The 15,056-nt window shown below is 74.3% G+C and carries 16 protein-coding genes; 15 read left to right on the top strand and 1 reads right to left on the bottom strand.

From position 1 onward, the window contains the following. Positions 1-41: 41 nt before the first annotated feature. From ACH0BZ_RS03860 to ACH0BZ_RS03795, 14 genes are all read left to right on the top strand, one after another. A complete protein-coding gene (locus tag ACH0BZ_RS03860) occupies positions 42-2,396 on the top strand; it encodes a [protein-PII] uridylyltransferase (protein ID WP_406896639.1) in 2,355 nt (784 codons plus the stop codon). An 88-nt stretch (positions 2,397-2,484) separates the two neighbouring features. Then, entirely contained in the window at positions 2,485-4,074 is a 1,590-nt protein-coding gene (gene ffh, locus ACH0BZ_RS03855; protein WP_406896638.1) for a signal recognition particle protein, read from the top strand. 202 nt (positions 4,075-4,276) lie between these two features. Next, on the top strand, positions 4,277-4,777 hold the full coding sequence (rpsP, locus tag ACH0BZ_RS03850) for a 30S ribosomal protein S16 (RefSeq protein ID WP_406896637.1): 501 nt from the start codon (positions 4,277-4,279) through the stop codon (positions 4,775-4,777). A gap of 5 nt (positions 4,778-4,782) precedes the next feature. Next, the gene (locus ACH0BZ_RS03845; RefSeq protein ID WP_406896636.1) at positions 4,783-5,025 is read left to right on the top strand and encodes a KH domain-containing protein; all 243 of its coding nucleotides are present in this window, start codon (positions 4,783-4,785) and stop codon (positions 5,023-5,025) included. Positions 5,026-5,058: 33 nt separating this feature from the next. Further along, positions 5,059-5,592 (top strand): ribosome maturation factor RimM, encoded by a 534-nt coding sequence (gene rimM / locus ACH0BZ_RS03840; protein WP_406896635.1) that lies wholly within the window; start codon positions 5,059-5,061, stop codon positions 5,590-5,592. 59 nt (positions 5,593-5,651) lie between these two features. Further along, positions 5,652-6,479 carry a tRNA (guanosine(37)-N1)-methyltransferase TrmD gene (trmD, locus tag ACH0BZ_RS03835; protein ID WP_406896634.1) on the top strand — a complete coding sequence of 276 codons (828 nt, stop codon included), beginning with the start codon at positions 5,652-5,654 and terminating at the stop codon, positions 6,477-6,479. A gap of 128 nt (positions 6,480-6,607) precedes the next feature. Next, positions 6,608-6,949 (top strand): 50S ribosomal protein L19, encoded by a 342-nt coding sequence (rplS, locus tag ACH0BZ_RS03830; protein ID WP_406896633.1) that lies wholly within the window; start codon positions 6,608-6,610, stop codon positions 6,947-6,949. Between the two features lie 62 nt (positions 6,950-7,011). Further along, positions 7,012-7,809: a signal peptidase I gene (lepB, locus tag ACH0BZ_RS03825; protein WP_406896632.1), complete on the top strand. Its 798-nt coding sequence runs from the start codon at positions 7,012-7,014 to the stop codon at positions 7,807-7,809. Further along, positions 7,806-8,483 (top strand): ribonuclease HII, encoded by a 678-nt coding sequence (locus ACH0BZ_RS03820; RefSeq protein WP_406896631.1) that lies wholly within the window; start codon positions 7,806-7,808, stop codon positions 8,481-8,483. Before lepB ends, ACH0BZ_RS03820 begins: the two co-directional genes overlap by 4 nt. After that, the gene (locus ACH0BZ_RS03815) at positions 8,480-8,785 is read left to right on the top strand and encodes a DUF2469 domain-containing protein (RefSeq protein WP_007632861.1); all 306 of its coding nucleotides are present in this window, start codon (positions 8,480-8,482) and stop codon (positions 8,783-8,785) included. The genes ACH0BZ_RS03820 and ACH0BZ_RS03815 overlap by 4 nt, the downstream gene beginning before the upstream one ends. Before the next feature lie 145 nt (positions 8,786-8,930). Then, positions 8,931-9,317, top strand: coding sequence for a YraN family protein (locus ACH0BZ_RS03810; protein WP_406896630.1), 387 nt, complete (start codon positions 8,931-8,933; stop codon positions 9,315-9,317). A gap of 1 nt (position 9,318) precedes the next feature. Further along, on the top strand, positions 9,319-10,836 hold the full coding sequence (locus ACH0BZ_RS03805; RefSeq protein ID WP_406896629.1) for a YifB family Mg chelatase-like AAA ATPase: 1,518 nt from the start codon (positions 9,319-9,321) through the stop codon (positions 10,834-10,836). Further along, positions 10,836-12,038: a DNA-processing protein DprA gene (gene dprA, locus ACH0BZ_RS03800; RefSeq protein WP_406896628.1), complete on the top strand. Its 1,203-nt coding sequence runs from the start codon at positions 10,836-10,838 to the stop codon at positions 12,036-12,038. The genes ACH0BZ_RS03805 and dprA overlap by 1 nt, the downstream gene beginning before the upstream one ends. Before the next feature lie 50 nt (positions 12,039-12,088). After that, a complete protein-coding gene (locus ACH0BZ_RS03795; RefSeq protein ID WP_406896627.1) occupies positions 12,089-13,063 on the top strand; it encodes a tyrosine recombinase XerC in 975 nt (324 codons plus the stop codon). 51 nt (positions 13,064-13,114) lie between these two features. On the opposite strand, the gene ACH0BZ_RS03790 is transcribed toward ACH0BZ_RS03795, so the two are convergent. Continuing rightward, positions 13,115-13,693, bottom strand: a complete 579-nt coding sequence (locus ACH0BZ_RS03790; protein WP_406896626.1) for a murein hydrolase activator EnvC family protein — start codon at positions 13,691-13,693, stop codon at positions 13,115-13,117. A gap of 393 nt (positions 13,694-14,086) precedes the next feature. On the opposite strand from ACH0BZ_RS03790, the gene rpsB reads away from it, so the two are divergent. Then, positions 14,087-14,947, top strand: coding sequence for a 30S ribosomal protein S2 (gene rpsB / locus ACH0BZ_RS03785; RefSeq protein WP_406896625.1), 861 nt, complete (start codon positions 14,087-14,089; stop codon positions 14,945-14,947). Positions 14,948-15,056 lie beyond the last annotated feature (109 nt).

Here is a 15,056-nt window from a genome sequence, read left to right as displayed (position 1 = left end):
GCCGGGCAGGGCCCGGCGACGCACCAGGGGAGGGGAACGCAATGACGACGACGGCGGACGGTGCACCACGGACGACGCTGACGCGGGGGCGGGCGGACCTCCTCGCCGTTCCCGCGGACCGGCTGCCGGCGGCCGGGCTGCGCGAGGCGCTGTGCGAGCTCTACGAGATCGAGCTGACGTGCCTGGCCGAGGAGGCGGGGATCAGCTCACGGTCCGGCTTCGCGCTGGTCGCGTTCGGGGGACTGGGCCGCCGCGAGGTCCTGCCCCACTCGGACCTCGACCTGGTCCTGGTCCACGAGCGGCGGCCGAGCCGCGACGTCCGTGAGGTGGCGGACGCCCTGTGGTACCCGCTGTGGGATGCGGGGCAGGGGCTCGACCACAGCGTCCGCACGGTGGACCAGTGCCTGGCGGCGGCGGCCGGGGACGTGTCCGTCGCGTTGAGCCTGCTCGACGCGCGGGTGATCGCCGGCGATCGTGACCTCGGGGCGCGGGTCGTGGACGGGGCCCGGCGGCAGTGGCGACACCAGATCGCGGCCCGGTTCGACGAACTCGTGGCGGCGACCGCGGCCCGTCGCGCCCGCGCCGGGGTGATCGCCCACCGTACGGAGCCGGACCTCAAGAACGGAGCGGGCGGACTCCGGGACGTCCAGCTCGTCGCCGCGTTGGCGGCGGCTCACCTCACCGACGCCTCCGCTGCGGTGTCCGGGACGGACGTGGCCGCTGCGCACCGGCTGGTCCTGGACGCCCGGACCGAGCTCCACCGGTGCTCGGGGCGCCCGCGCGAGGTCATGCACGCCGAGTACGGCGACGAGGTGGCCGGGGCACTGGGACTGGGCGACCGCTTCGACCTCGCCCGGGCCGTGAGCGACGCCTCCCGCACCCTCGCCTTTGCCGCCGACCAGGCCATCCGCGCTGCGTGCGCCGCCCTGTCCTCGCGGGGGCCCGGCGGTCTGTTCCGGCGCCCGCCGGCGCGCCGCCCGCTCGACGACGGGGTCGTCGACCACGCCGGTGAGGTGGCGCTGGCCCGGGGTGCGCGGGTGGACAGCGACCCGTGGCTTCCCCTGCGGGTGGCCGCGGCGGCCGCCCGGCACGGCCTGCCCGTGGCCGCCTCGACCCTCGGGGTGCTCGTCGAACGCTCCCCGGCGCCCGAGGGTCGCTGGCCGGCCGGGGCGTTGGCGGACCTGCTCGTACTCCTGGGTTCCGGTCCCGCCCAGGTGCCCGTGATCGAGGCGATGGACCGCAGTGGCCTGTGGGCGCGGATGCTGCCCGAGTGGGCGGCCGTGCGGGATCTGCCCGCCCGCGACCGCACCCACGTCTACACGGTGGACCGGCACCTCGTGCAGACCGCTGTGGAGGCCTCGCGGCTCACCACCACGGTGGCGCGGGCGGACCTCCTCCTGCTCGCCGCCCTGACCCACGACCTGGGCAAGGGTCGGGCCCGCGACCACAGCGAGGTCGGTGCGGAGCTGGCCCGGGGACTCGGCGAGCGACTAGGGCTCGTCGCCCGCGACGTGGACACCCTGGTCCGCGTGGTCCGACACCATCTGCTGCTGGCCGCGACCGCCGCGCGGCGGGACCCGTCCGACCCCGCCACCGCGGGCGAGGTGCTCGCCGCGCTCGGGGGCGACGCCACCGCGCTGGACGTGCTCGCCGCGCTCACCCGGGCGGACTCCCTGGCCACCGGGCCGGGCGTGTGGACGCCCGGGCGGGCGCAGGCGCACGCGGCGCTGGTCATGTCGTGCCGCGCACGGACGGCCGCCCCGGAGGAGCCCGTCGCGCCGACCGTGGACGCGGCCCGCCCGCCCGGCGCGCCCGACGTCGTCGTCACCCCCGGGGCCACCGTCGTGGGCGGCACGCACGAACTGACGTTGGTGGTCCCCGGGGGCGGGCGCGCGCTCGCCGTCACCGCGGAGGTCCTCGCCGCCCATGGCCTCGAGGTGGTCGACGCCGAGGTGGACCTGCGGCCCCCGGGCGGGGTGCGGGCCCGGGTGCTCGTCTCGACCCGCTTCGGCGATCCGGTGGACCCGCGGATCCTGCGTCAGGACCTGCGCCGGGCCATCGACGGCGGCCTCCCCGGCCCGCTCCGTACGGCACTGGACCGCCGCATGGCCGCCGCTCCCGGTTACGCGCAGGCTCCCCCGTCGGTCCTGGTCTCGCCCCGCTCCGACGCCGACGGCCTGCTGTTCGAGGTGCGGACCGAGGACCGCCCCGGCCTGCTCGGCGCGGTCGTCGCGGCCGTCACCGCGGCGGGGGCGCGCGTGGACTGGGTGGTGGTGCGGACGCGCGGCGCGGCGGTCGAGGACGTCTTCGCCCTCTCGGGCCCGGGAGCGACCCTCGGACTGGCCCGGCTGGTGGAGGCGCTGCTGCCGGCGGGCGAGCCAGCGACGCCGACCTGAGCCCGGGCCGATACCCTGTGGGGAGCCGTCACCGACGACGACACGGGGCCCGCGCGCCCCGGCCCGCGAACCAGGGAGTGAGTCAACCGTGTTCGATTCCTTGTCCGATCGCCTCACAGGTGCGCTCAAGGACCTGCGCGGCAAGGGGCGGCTCACCGATGCCGACATCGACGCCACCGCCCGCGAGATCCGCCTCGCGCTGCTCGAGGCCGACGTCGCCCTCCCGGTCGTCCGCACCTTCATCTCCCGGGTCAAGGAGCGGGCCAAGGGCGCGGAGGTGTCCGAGGCGCTCAACCCGGCCCAGCAGGTCGTCAAGATCGTCGACGCCGAGCTCACCGCGATCCTCGGCGGCGAGGCCCGCCGCGTCGAGTTCGCCAAGCAGCCGCCGACGGTCATCATGCTCGCAGGCCTGCAGGGAGCCGGTAAGACCACCCTCGCCGGCAAGCTCGCCTACTACCTCGTGGGCCAGGGGCACACCCCGCTGCTCGTGGCGTGCGACCTCCAGCGCCCGGGTGCCGTGGACCAGCTGCGGATCGTCGGCGAGCGGGCCGGCGTCCAGGTGTTCGCGCCGCACCCCGGGACGTCCGTGGGCGGCGACGGCGAGGTGATAGGCGTCCAGGCGCCGGTGGACGTCGCGCAGCGCGGTCTGGCCCACGCCCGCGCCAAGATGCACGACGTGGTGATCGTGGACACCGCCGGCCGCCTCGGCATCGACGAGGAGCTGATGGCGCAGGCCCGCGGCATCCGCGACGCCGTCCAGCCACACGAGACCTTCTTCGTCCTCGACGCCATGATCGGCCAGGACGCCGTGGTGACCGCCGAGGCGTTCCGCGAGGGCGTCGGCTTCACCGGTGTCGTGCTCACCAAGCTCGACGGCGACGCGCGCGGCGGCGCCGCGCTGAGCGTCCGCGAGCTCACCGGCACGCCGATCATGTTCGCCTCCAACGGCGAGAAGCTCGAGGACTTCGACGTCTTCCACCCCGACCGGATGGCCAACCGCATCCTCGGCATGGGCGACGTGCTCTCGCTCATCGAGCAGGCCGAGCAGGTCTTCGATGCCCGAGAGGCGGAGAAGACCGCCGCCAAGATCGGCTCCGGCGAGCTGACGCTCGAGGACTTCCTCGACCAGATGCTGATGATCCGCAAGATGGGCCCGATCGGGAACCTCCTCGGCATGCTGCCCGGCGGCAGGGAGATGAAGGCCCAGATCGGGGACATCGACGAGAAGTACCTCGACCGCATCCAGGCGATCATTCGCGGCATGACCCCGGAGGAGCGGGCCGACCCCAAGATCATCAACGGCTCCCGCCGCCAGCGCATCGCCAAGGGCTCCGGCGTCACGGTGACCGACGTCAACCAGCTCGTCGATCGGTTCTTCGAGGCCCGCAAGATGATGAGCCGCATGGCCGGGCAGATGGGCATGCCCGGCGGCAACCGCAAGAACCAGCGCAAGGGCAGGGGCAAGGGCAAGAAGGGCAAGGGCCGCGGCCGCGGACCGACTCCGCCCAAGCAGCGCGGCGTGATGCCCGGCGGCATGCCGGGGATGCCGCCCGGGATGCCCGGGATGGGCGGACCCGGCGGGATGCCGGACCTGTCGCAGATGCCGCCCGGCCTGGACCAGCTCCCGCCCGGGCTCGAGGGGATCGACCTCGGCGATCTGAGGTTCCCCGAGCGCTGAGCGGCGAGGGCCCGGATTGGGCCGGCGCCACTCCCTGCGTTTAGACTGGCCCGCTGGACGCCGTCACCGGTGGGCCTCGTCGTGGTCACCCACGCCTCGGGCCCGTGCCGCACGGCGGTCACCCGGAAGGCGAAACCGGGCCCCGCGACCGGCGGGCGCCGCTGAATCGCCACGTGACCTGCAACAGGAAGAGAGACGCCCCATGGCCGTCAAGATCAAGCTCACGCGCCTCGGCAAGATCCGCAACCCGCAGTACCGCGTGATCGTGGCCGACGCCCGCACCCGTCGCGATGGTCGCTCCATCGAGACCATCGGCCTCTACCGGCCGAAGGAGGAGCCGAGCTTCATCCAGATCGACTCCGAGCGCGCCCAGTACTGGCTCGGCGTGGGCGCCCAGCCCACCGAGGCCGTGGAGCAGCTGCTCAAGATCACCGGCGACTGGCAGAAGTTCAAGGGCATCGAGGGCGCCGAGGGCACCCTCAAGACCGCCGAGGTCAAGCCCACCAAGCTCGAGCTGTTCAACAAGGCCCTCGAGGAGGCCCAGGGCGAGCCGTCCGCCGAGGCCATCACCGCCAAGCGAAAGGCCGACAAGGAGAAGAAGGCCGCCGAGGCCGAGGCCGCGAAGAAGGCCGAGGAGGAGGCCGCCGCGGCCGAGGGCGAGTCCGCCGAGGCCGAGGCCGACGCCGAGTCCGCCGAGGCCTGAGACCGATGAACGACATGGTCGTCGACGCCGTCGACCACCTCGTCCGCGGCATCGTGTCGGACCCCGACGCGGTGTCCGTGCGGGCCGGCGGTGGTCGACGGGGCACCGTGATCCGCGTGTCCGTCGCGCCGGTCGACCTCGGCCGTGTCATCGGTCGGGGCGGGCGCACCGCCTCCGCCATCCGGACGATCGTGAGCGCCGTCGCCGGTCCGGGCGTCCGGGTCGACGTGGTCGACACCGACCGCTGACCCGCGCCCGCCGGGTCGAGAGGAAGCGCAGCCATGGAGCTCGTCGTGGGACGCGTCGTCAAGTCGCACGGTGTCCGCGGCGAGCTCTTGGTGGAGGTGCGCACCGACTCGCCCGAGGAGCGCTTCGCCCCCGGCGCGCGCCTGACGGGCCGCGTCGGCCGGGGCCGGACAGCCACCGACCGCGAGGTCACCGTGGACGCCGCCCGGAACCATTCCGGGCGGCTCCTCGTGCGTCTGGGGGGCGTCACCGACCGCGACGCGGCCGACGCCCTGCGTGGGATGCTCCTGCTCGTGGACTCGGCGGACCTGCCCGAGCCCGCCGACCCCGACGAGTTCCACGACCACCAGCTCGTGGGGCTGCGCGCCCTCGACACCGCCGGCGACGAGCTCGGTGAGGTGACCGAGGTGGTCCACACCCCGGCCGGCGAGCTCCTGGGCCTGCGCCTGGCCGCCGGCGGGGAGGCGCTCGTCCCCTTTGTCACCGAGATGGTCCCCGACGTGGACCTGGCGGCGGGGACCTGCACGATCGACCCGCCGGAGGGACTGCTCGACCTGGGGACGCCGTGACGGGGGACCGGGGCGGGGGGGCGACGACGGCGAGGTCGCACCCGCCCGACGGCCCGCGGATGCGCCTCGACGTGGTCACCGTCTTCCCCGACTACCTCGCCCCGCTCCGCCTCGCGCTGCCGGGCCGCGCTATCGACCGGGGCATCCTCGAGGTGGGGGTCCACGACCTGCGCGACTGGACCCGCGACGTCCACAAGTCCGTCGACGACACCCCCTTCGGCGGCGGCCCCGGCATGGTTATGCGCCCGACCGTGTGGGGCGAGGCGCTGGACGACCTCGTCCCGCCCGCCCCGACCGTCGCGGATGCCGACCGGTCCCACGATTCGGCAGACCGGCCGCTCCTCGTGGTCCCCACCCCCGCGGGGCGACCCTTCACCCAGGCGGACGCCCACCGCTACGCCGCGCGCCGGCACCTGATCTTCGCGTGCGGCCGCTACGAGGGGATCGACCAGCGGGTGGTCGCCGAGGCCGCCACGCGGATGGACGTCGAGGAGGTGAGCATCGGCGACTACGTGCTCGTCGGGGGCGAGGTTGCCGTACTCGTCATGGCCGAGGCCGTGGTCCGGCTCCTACCCGGCGTGCTGGGCAACCGCCGCAGCCACGAGGAGGACTCCTTCTCCGACGGCCTGCTCGAGGGGCCCAGCTACACCCGCCCCGAGGTGTGGCGCGACCGGCCCGTGCCCGAGGTCCTCACCAGCGGCAATCACGCCCGTATCGCCCGGTGGCGGCGGGACGAGTCGCTGCGCCGGACCGCCGAGCGGCGGCCGGACCTCCTCGACGGGGCGGAGCTGGACCTGCGCGACCTCGAGGTGCTTGCCGAGACCGGGTGGACCCCGGACGCTGGCGCCGGCCGATTTGGGTCGGGCGCGCCCGGGGTGGCACACTAGCGGGGTCGACCTCTCGGGCACCGTCGTGCCCGTACGCGGTCGCGCTGATCCGGGGCACGAACCGGTTGACCCGCCCGCGCGGGCGCCAGGGTCCTCTGTCCTCAATTTCCTCACAGCAAGGAACACTGATGAACACTCTCGACTTCCTCGACAAGAAGTCCCTCCGCGACGACATTCCGGAGTTCCGCGCCGGCGACACACTCGACGTGCACGTGAAGGTCATCGAGGGCTCCAAGGAGCGCATCCAGGTCTTCAAGGGCGTCGTGATCCGCCGCCAGGGCGGCGGCGTCCGCGAGACCTTCACCGTCCGCAAGGTTTCCTTTGGTGTGGGCGTGGAGCGGACCTTCCCGGTCCACTCGCCCAACATCGACAAGATCGAGGTGCTCACCCGCGGTGACGTCCGCCGTGCCAAGCTGTACTACCTGCGTGAGCTCCGCGGCAAGGCCGCGAAGATCAAGGAGAAGCGCTGAGCGCATAGGGCGGGTCCGCCTCCGTCGTCGGCCACGACGGGGGATGGACTACGCTCATCCGGGTGAGCAGCAGCGAGACCCCCGGAGACACCCCCCACGAGCCGGGGCCCCACGACGACGGGGCCCCGGCTCGCGGCGTGCGGCGGCAGGAACGCGGGAAGCGGCGCGCCGAGGAGCGTGCCGGGCGGCCGTGGTACATCGAGGTCCCCATCCTCATCGTGATCGCCCTGGTCCTGGTATTCGTGTTCCAGACCTTCGTCGGCCGGGTCTACCGCATCCCGTCGGAGTCGATGCAACCCACCCTGCACGGCTGCGCGGGCTGCACGGGCGACCGGATCTTCGTGGACAAGATCAGTTACCGGTTCGGCGAGCCCGAGCAGGGCGACGTCCTGGTGTTCACAGGCCCGGACTCGTGGAACCAGGGGTACCGCTCGATCCGCTCGGACAACCCGGTCCTGCACATGCTGCAGGACATCGGCGGGGTGATCGGGATCGTGCCGCCGGACCAGAACGACATGGTCAAGCGCGTCATCGCCGTGGGCGGCCAGACGGTGGGCGGCTGCTCGCCGGAGGGCGACCTCCTGGTGGACGGTCAGCCGCTCGATGAGCCCTACCTGCGGGAGGACCCGGCGGTCAGCCGTAACCCGCTCAACTGCGACTTCGGGCCGGTCACCGTCCCCGAGGGCAACGTCTGGGTGATGGGTGACAACCGCAGCAACTCCGCGGACTCGCGCTTCCACATGGGTGACGAGTACCAGGGCACCATCCCCGAGGAGAACATCATCGGCAAGGTGCAGGCCGTGATCCTCCCGCTCAGCCGCATCGGGGGCGTGTCCTCGCCGGACATCACGACGGGGTGAGCCCGCTGCGACCCCGCCGGGTGCGGGTGACCCGCCGCGACGGCCGGGTGGGTCTGGAGTCCGCCCTCGTCCGGCGCGGGCTCGGCCCCGTCGCCGGGGTCGACGAGGCCGGCCGCGGGTCCTGCGCCGGACCGCTCGTGGTGGCGGCCTGTGTCCTCGGTGACCGGCTCCACCCGGAGCTCGCCGAGCTGGATGACTCCAAGAAGTTGCCCGCCGCCGTCCGGGAGCGGCTGTGCGACGCCGTCCTGCGGCGCGCCGTGGCCACGGCGGTCGTGGTGATCGACCCGGCACGCATCGACGAGCGTGGCATCCACCGCTGCAACATCGAGGGGATGCGCCGCGCCGTGGCCGCGCTCGACCCGCGGCCCGGCTTCGTGCTCACCGACGGCTTCGCGGTGGACGGTCTGGGCTGCCAGTCCACCGCGGTGCCCGGCGGCGACGCGGCGATCGCATCCATTGCCGCCGCGAGTGTCCTCGCGAAGGTCACGCGGGATCGGATTATGGTGGACCTCGACTCCCGGTACCCCGGGTACGGCCTGGCCGCGCACAAGGGGTACGGAACCGCGGGTCACGCCAGGGCGATCGAGCAGCTCGGTCCCAGCGACATCCACCGCATGTCGTACGCCAACGTCCGTCGCGCCGCGCAGGCGCATTCGAGGAGCAGCACCCTATGAGCGCCGAGGATCTGGAGAACTACGAGACCGAGATGGAGCTCTCGCTGTACCGCGAGTACCGCGACATCGTCGGTCAGTTCACCTACGTCGTCGAGACGGAGCGGCGCTTCTACCTCGCCAACGCCGTCGAACTGATCCCGCGGTCGGCCGACGGCGAGGTGTACTTCGACGTCCGCATGTCCGACGCGTGGGTGTGGGACATGTACCGACCTGCGCGTTTCGTCAAGTACGTCCGCGTCCTCACGTTCAAGGACGTCAACATCGAGGAGCTGGACAAGCCCGAATTGCGCCTGCCCGAGTAGGCGCCACTCGCGTTCTCCACAACCTTCCCGCGCCTCCACAGGGCGCCCCCGGCCCGGCCCGCCACGCGCGGTCCGGGCCGATTCCGTGCGGCAGGGTGGGCCCCGGCGTCCCGGACGGGCCGGGGGCGAGGCGGGGGGAGACGAGATGGCGGGAGACGGGACGACGACGGCGTGGGACCGGCGCCGGGAGACCGGGCGGCTGGGGGAGGCGTACGCGGCGGAACTGCTCGGGGCGCGCGGCTGCGAGGTGCTCGACCGCAACTGGCACTGCCCGCGCGGGGAGCTCGACCTGGTGGTTCGGGACGGCGAGGGGCGTACGCGATTTGTCGAGGTGCGGACGCGGACCGGCAGCGGGTTCGGGACGCCCGCCGAGTCCGTCACCACCGAGAAGCTGCGGCGGGTGCGCATGCTCGCGCGGGAATGGCTGGCCGCCCACCCCGGCGGGTGGCGGCAGGTGTGCTTCGACGTGGTGTCCGTGGACCTGCGCGACCCGGACCGGCCCCGCCTCGAGGTGTTCGAGGACGTGATCTGACGTGGCGCTCGGGCGGACGTGGGCGGTGGCGCTCACCGGGATCACCGGGCGGCTCGTGGAGGTCGAGGCCGACGTGGGCCGCGGCCTTCCCGGCGTGAGCATCGTGGGGATGCCGGACTCGGCGGTCATGCAGTCCCGCGAGCGGATGCGCGCGGCGGCCGCCAACTCGGGCCTGGCGTGGCCCACGGGGAAGGTGGTGCTCTCGCTCTCGCCGGCATCGCTGCGCAAGTTCGGCGCAGGGTTCGATCTGGCCCTCGCCGCGGGCGCCCTCACCGCGTCCGGAGAGCTGCCCGCCGCGGGGTTCGAGGGCACCGTCCTGCTCGGCGAGCTGGCCCTGGACGGGCGGGTTCGGCCGGTGGCCGGGGTGCTCCCGGCGATCCTGGCCGCCCGCGAGGCCGGCCTTGCGCGGGCGATCGTCCCGGTCGAGAACCTCGCGGAGGCGCGGTTGGTCGCCGGGATCGACACGGCCGGCGTCGGGTCGCTGCGGATGCTCGCGGACTGGAGCCGCGGCCTGGGCGACCTGGTGGCGCACGCCCCGCCCGCGGGTGGTGGTGGCGACGACGACGCCCACGATCTCGCCGAGGTGCACGGTCAGGAGGACTGCCGCCGGTCCGTGGAGGTCGCGGCGGCCGGCGGCCACGCGCTCCTGTTGCGCGGCGCACCGGGCACGGGCAAGACGATGCTCGCTCGGCGCCTCCCCGGGCTCCTGCCGGATTTGGCCGCGAACGAGGCGCTCGAGGCCACGGCGATCCACTCGGTGTTCGGCCGGCTGCCCCCGGACGACCCGCTGCTGAGGCGACCCCCGTTCGTGGCGCCGCACCACACGGCGACCGCGGCCGCGCTCGTCGGCGGCGGGACCGGGACCGCGCGGCCCGGCGCCGCGACCCTGGCCCACCGGGGCGTGCTCTTCCTGGACGAGTGCGCGGAGTTCCCCGGCAGGGTGCTCGACGCGCTTCGCACCCCGCTGGAGGAGGGGGAGGTCCGCGTGGCGCGGCGCGACGGCGTGGCCGTCTTCCCGGCCCGCTTCCAGTTGGTGCTCGCGGCCAACGACTGCCCGTGCGGGAGTCCGCGTCCCGCGGACTGTGACTGCAGCCCCGACGAGCGGCGTCGTTACGGCAGGTCGCTCACCGGGCCGCTGCGCGACCGCGTGGACATCTCCGCCCGAACCCTCCCTATCGGCCCGAGCCTGCTCGCGGTCGGGGAGGCGGAGGACTCCGCGACGGTCCGGGCCCGGGTCGCCTCCGCCAGGGAGGCGGCCGCCGCCCGGTGGGCCGGCTGCGCGGAGGCCTCGGGCGCGCGGACCAACGCGTCGGTGCCGGGGCGGGTGCTCCGGACCGGGTTCCGGCTCGACCGGGGCGCGCTGCGCCCCCTGGACCGGGCGCTCGCGGCCGGGGTGCTCTCCCCGCGGGGCGTGGACCGTTGCCTGCGCCTGGCCTGGACTATCGCCGACCTCGCCGGGGAGCCCGCCCCGACCGGGGACCACGTGGCCGAGGCCCTGGTGCTGCGGGGGGAGGACTGATGACGACGCACGAGGCGGACACGCCGGTGTCGCCCGAGGTGCGGGCGGCGTACGCGTACCTGGGCGCGGTGACCGAACGGTCGACGGCGCAGGTGTGGGACCTGGTGGACGCGGTCGGCCCGCTCGAGGCCGCCGCGCGGATCCGGTCGGGTCGAGTTGACGACGAGGTGGCCGGGCAGACGGCGGCGCGCCGCCATCGGGTGGACCCACGAGAGCTCGCCGAACGCGCCGCCGAGGTGGGCGCACGGCTGCTGGTCCCGGGCGATCCAGGCTGGCCCGCGGTCGCGCTCGAACCGCTCGACCGCCCTCGCCGGCTGCGCAGAGGCGGGACGGGGGGCGTCGAGACGGCGCTGCGGCCTTTCGGGTTGTGGTGGCGCGGGCCCGCGCACCCGGCGGACGTGCTCGAGCGGTCCGTGGCCGTCGTGGGGACGCGGGCACCTACGGCCTACGGCCGCGCGGTCACCGCGGACCTGTCGGCCGGAGTGGCCGTCGAGGGCTTCACGGTGATCTCCGGCGGGGCGTTCGGGATCGACGCGGCCGCCCACCGCGCCGTCCTCGGGGCTGGCGGCACCACGGTGGCGATCCTCGCCGGCGGCGTGGACCGCCTCTACCCCCGGGGCAACGAGGCCCTGCTCGGCGCGGTGGCCGAGACGGGCGCGGTGGTCTCCGACCAGCCGCCGGGGACCGGCGTGACCCGCTACCGGTTCCTCGACCGTAACCGGCTCATCGCGGCCCTGACCCCGGCCACGCTCGTCGTCGAGGCGGCCGCCCGTAGCGGAGCGCTGAGCACCGCCACGTGGGCACGCGTGCTCGGGCGCCCGGTGGGGGTGGTCCCCGGGCCGATCACCTCGGTCTCCTCCGTGGGGACACACCTGCTCGCGCGGGAGCGGGATGCGACGCTGGTCACCCGGACCGCCGACCTTGTGGAACTCGCGGGGTCGATGGGGGAGACGGCGGTCCCGCCGTCCGGCGGGGCGACGTCGTGGGACGGGCTCGATGACACCACGCGGCGAGTCCTCGAGGCGCTGCCGACCACCGGTGGTGCCGCACCGGCCGAAGTGGCGGCGTCGGCGGGGATCGCACCGGGTATCACCCGGGCTGTCCTCGGGCGCCTACTCGGCGCGGGCGTCGTCTCCCGGGGTCCGCAGGGGTGGCGACGCACGGGCGACGGGGGTCAGCAGCTCACGCTGCCCGCTACCTGAGCCCGGACGAGGCTTGCAGCTGTGCGTGGCAGAAGTGACAATCGGTACTCATGGGATCTGGGCGGGTGGGGTCGGACGGCGGCGCGGCCGCGCGCCTGCCGGACGCGCTCGAGGCGGTGCTCGACGCCTATGCGGCCGAGCTCGACACGGGCCGGTCGCGGTCGCCGGCAACGGTCCGCGCCTACCGGTCTGACGCGCACGCCCTGCTCGCGCACCTGCGCCGCGACGGGCACGGCCCGGACACCGTCGGGGATCTTGCGGCGACGCTCACCCTCCCGGCGCTGCGTGGGTGGCTCGCCGCCCAGGTGGGCGAAGGAGCGGCCCGCTCGTCGATCGCCCGCCGCGTGGCGGCCGCCCGCTCGTTCGGCTCCTGGGCCACGCGCGCCGGCATCCTGCCCGCCGACGTCGCGGCCCGGCTCGAGGCCCCCCGCCCCCGGCGGCACCTTCCGGAGGTGCTCGACGCCGACCAGGCCGCCGAGGCGCTGCGGACCACAGAGCTCGGCGCGGCCGAGGGGGAACCGCTCGCGCTGCGAGACCGGCTCGTCGTGGAACTGCTCTACTCGTGCGGGATCCGCGTGGCGGAGCTGTGCGGACTGGACGTAGACGACGTCGATGCCGAACGACGCGTCCTACGGGTCCTCGGCAAGGGCGACCGTGAACGCTCCGTGCCTTACGGGGGCTCCGCCGAGCGGGCCCTGCGGTCCTGGCTCGACGCCGGACGGCCGGCGCTGGCGACCGCGGCGTCCGGGTCCGCGCTGCTGCTCGGCGCCCGCGGCGGCAGGCTGAACCCCAGGGCCGCGCGCCGGATCGTCAACGACGTCACCTCCGCCACACCCGGCGCCCCCACCGTCTCGCCGCACGCGCTGCGGCACAGCGCCGCCACACACCTGCTCGAAGGCGGCGCGGACCTGCGGCACGTCCAGGAACTCCTGGGTCACTCGACCCCGGCCACCACGCAGATCTACACCCACGTCTCCGCGGAACGGCTGCGCGCCGCTTACCGCGGAGCTCACCCCCGGGCGTGACCGGGCCGCCACACAGCGCGGACGGGCCCCGCCTCGGCGGTCGGATGAGGGTCAGTGCCCGCCGTCGCCCGGACGCAGCGGCTTGAGCCGTACCGGACGCTCGGCCCCCGACAGCAGGGAGAGGGGATCGAGGTACTCGTCGTCGTCGCCCGCCGGCCCACCCGTCGCCAGCCGGGCGCCCCAGTGCAGACACGCCTCGACCGGGCACCCCGGGTGTCCCGGCAGCACACGGCCCACCACCTGGCCCGACCCCACCTCCTGCCCGACGCGTACCGCCGCCCGGACAGGTTCGTAGGTGGTCCGCAGGCCGTCGCCGTGGTCGATCGTCAGGACCGGACGACCCGCGACGGGGCCGGCGAAGGAGACGGTCCCCGGGGCCGGCGCCCGCACCGACCCGAACGCGTCCGCCGCCAGGTCGACGCCCCGGTGGCCGGGGAGCCACCGCTGCGCGGGCGGGTCGAACGGCGTCAACGGCACCGCCGGGCCCGGGACGGGGAGCCGGAGGTCGCGCCGCGGGGGATCCGCCGCGAGAGCCGGGGCGGCCGCGATGCACGCCAGCGCCGTCACCGCCCCGGCCGCTGCGAGGCCCGGGCGGCGGGTCGGGCGGTGTGGGACGGACCTGCCTGTCATGGGATCAGTAGACCCGCCCGGACCCGCCGGGAGGCCGCCGCGCGCGCCCGCTGTGGACGAGACGGACGAGCATCCACAGGCGGAGCCCTCGGACGTCTTGGTAGCAGGGGCCGGGGGAGGATATGCTCTCCGATGCGGTCGACTCACCGTCGATCGACTTCGCGTGTCCTGCGGCACCCGGTCACCGGGAGCCGTATCCGGGCCCCGGGACTCCACGAGCCCCGGCCCCCGGACGCCGGACCAGTAGGTGCCCCCGCCCGTCGGGGGTGAGGCCCGGCGCGGACACCAGGGCCCGAGGCCGACCGGCCGAACGGCATAACCCGGTACACAGAAAGCGAGGACGAGGGCCTCGCGGTCCGGCTGCTTCCAAGCCGGACGAGCCCTCAACACATCATGGCCGTCATCTCCATGAAGCAGCTGCTCGATGCGGGATCGCACTTCGGGCACCAGACGCGTCGGTGGAACCCCAAGATGAAGCGCTTCATCTTCACCGACCGCAACGGCATCTACATCATCGACCTGCAGCAGACGCTCACGTACATCGACCAGGCGTACGAGTTCGTCAAGGAGACCGTCGCCCACGGCGGAACCGTGCTCTTCGTCGGCACCAAGAAGCAGGCCCAGGAGGCCATCGCCGAGGAGGCCGACAAGGTCGGGATGCCGTACGTCAACCAGCGCTGGCTGGGTGGCATGCTCACCAACTTCCAGACCGTGCACCAGCGGCTGCTCCGACTCAAGGAGCTCGAGTCGATGGAGCAGTCGGGCGGGTTCGAGGGTCGTACCAAGAAGGAGATCCTCATGCTCACGCGCGAGAAGAACAAGCTCGAGCGCACGCTCGGTGGCATGCGTGACATGACCAAGGTCCCCTCCGTGGTGTGGGTCGTGGACACCAACAAGGAGCACATCGCCGTCGGCGAGGCCCGTAAGCTGGGCATCCCGGTCGTCGCGATCCTCGACACGAACTGCGACCCGGACGTCGTCGACTACCCCATCCCTGCGAACGACGACGCGATCCGCTCCGTCACCGTACTCACCAAGGTCATCGCCTCCGCCGTCGCCGAGGGCCTCAAGGCCCGCTCGCAGGCCGGCGAGGCCACCGGCGAGGAGGCCGAGCCGCTCGCCGAGTGGGAGACCGAGCAGCTCGACGCCGTGACCGCCGAGGCGCAGGCCGAGGCCCCGGCCGCGGAGACCCCCGCCGCAGAGGCCCCCGCCGCCGAGGCGTCCGCCGTGGAGGCCCCGGCCACCGAGGCCTGATCCGCACCACCAGCTCGAGCAGTGTCGGGCCCGGCCGCCCAGGTCCCCCGGGGACCCACCGGGAGGCCGGGCCCGACGCGTCGGCACCGACGTCCCCTACTGTGGAGAC

Source organism: Dietzia sp. 179-F 9C3 NHS, assembly GCF_045369825.1.
Classification (GTDB): domain Bacteria; phylum Actinomycetota; class Actinomycetes; order Mycobacteriales; family Mycobacteriaceae; genus Dietzia.
Note: the sequence above shows the minus strand (reverse complement) of the source record. Positions and strands in the feature narration are given on the sequence as shown.

What these genes read in the sequence shown, in the direction of transcription:
- rplS (WP_406896633.1), top strand. Translation starts at nt 6,608, where the DNA reads ATGAACACTCTCGACTTCCTCGACAAGAAGTCCCTCCGCGACGACATT.
- ACH0BZ_RS03815 (WP_007632861.1), top strand. Translation starts at nt 8,480, where the DNA reads ATGAGCGCCGAGGATCTGGAGAACTACGAGACCGAGATGGAGCTCTCG.
- ACH0BZ_RS03790 (WP_406896626.1), bottom strand. Translation starts at nt 13,693, where the DNA reads ATGACAGGCAGGTCCGTCCCACACCGCCCGACCCGCCGCCCGGGCCTC.
- trmD (WP_406896634.1), top strand. Translation starts at nt 5,652, where the DNA reads ATGCGCCTCGACGTGGTCACCGTCTTCCCCGACTACCTCGCCCCGCTC.
- ACH0BZ_RS03860 (WP_406896639.1), top strand. Translation starts at nt 42, where the DNA reads ATGACGACGACGGCGGACGGTGCACCACGGACGACGCTGACGCGGGGG.
- rpsB (WP_406896625.1), top strand. Translation starts at nt 14,087, where the DNA reads ATGGCCGTCATCTCCATGAAGCAGCTGCTCGATGCGGGATCGCACTTC.
- rimM (WP_406896635.1), top strand. Translation starts at nt 5,059, where the DNA reads ATGGAGCTCGTCGTGGGACGCGTCGTCAAGTCGCACGGTGTCCGCGGC.
- rpsP (WP_406896637.1), top strand. Translation starts at nt 4,277, where the DNA reads ATGGCCGTCAAGATCAAGCTCACGCGCCTCGGCAAGATCCGCAACCCG.
- ACH0BZ_RS03845 (WP_406896636.1), top strand. Translation starts at nt 4,783, where the DNA reads ATGAACGACATGGTCGTCGACGCCGTCGACCACCTCGTCCGCGGCATC.
- ACH0BZ_RS03795 (WP_406896627.1), top strand. Translation starts at nt 12,089, where the DNA reads ATGGGATCTGGGCGGGTGGGGTCGGACGGCGGCGCGGCCGCGCGCCTG.
- dprA (WP_406896628.1), top strand. Translation starts at nt 10,836, where the DNA reads ATGACGACGCACGAGGCGGACACGCCGGTGTCGCCCGAGGTGCGGGCG.
- ACH0BZ_RS03810 (WP_406896630.1), top strand. Translation starts at nt 8,931, where the DNA reads ATGGCGGGAGACGGGACGACGACGGCGTGGGACCGGCGCCGGGAGACC.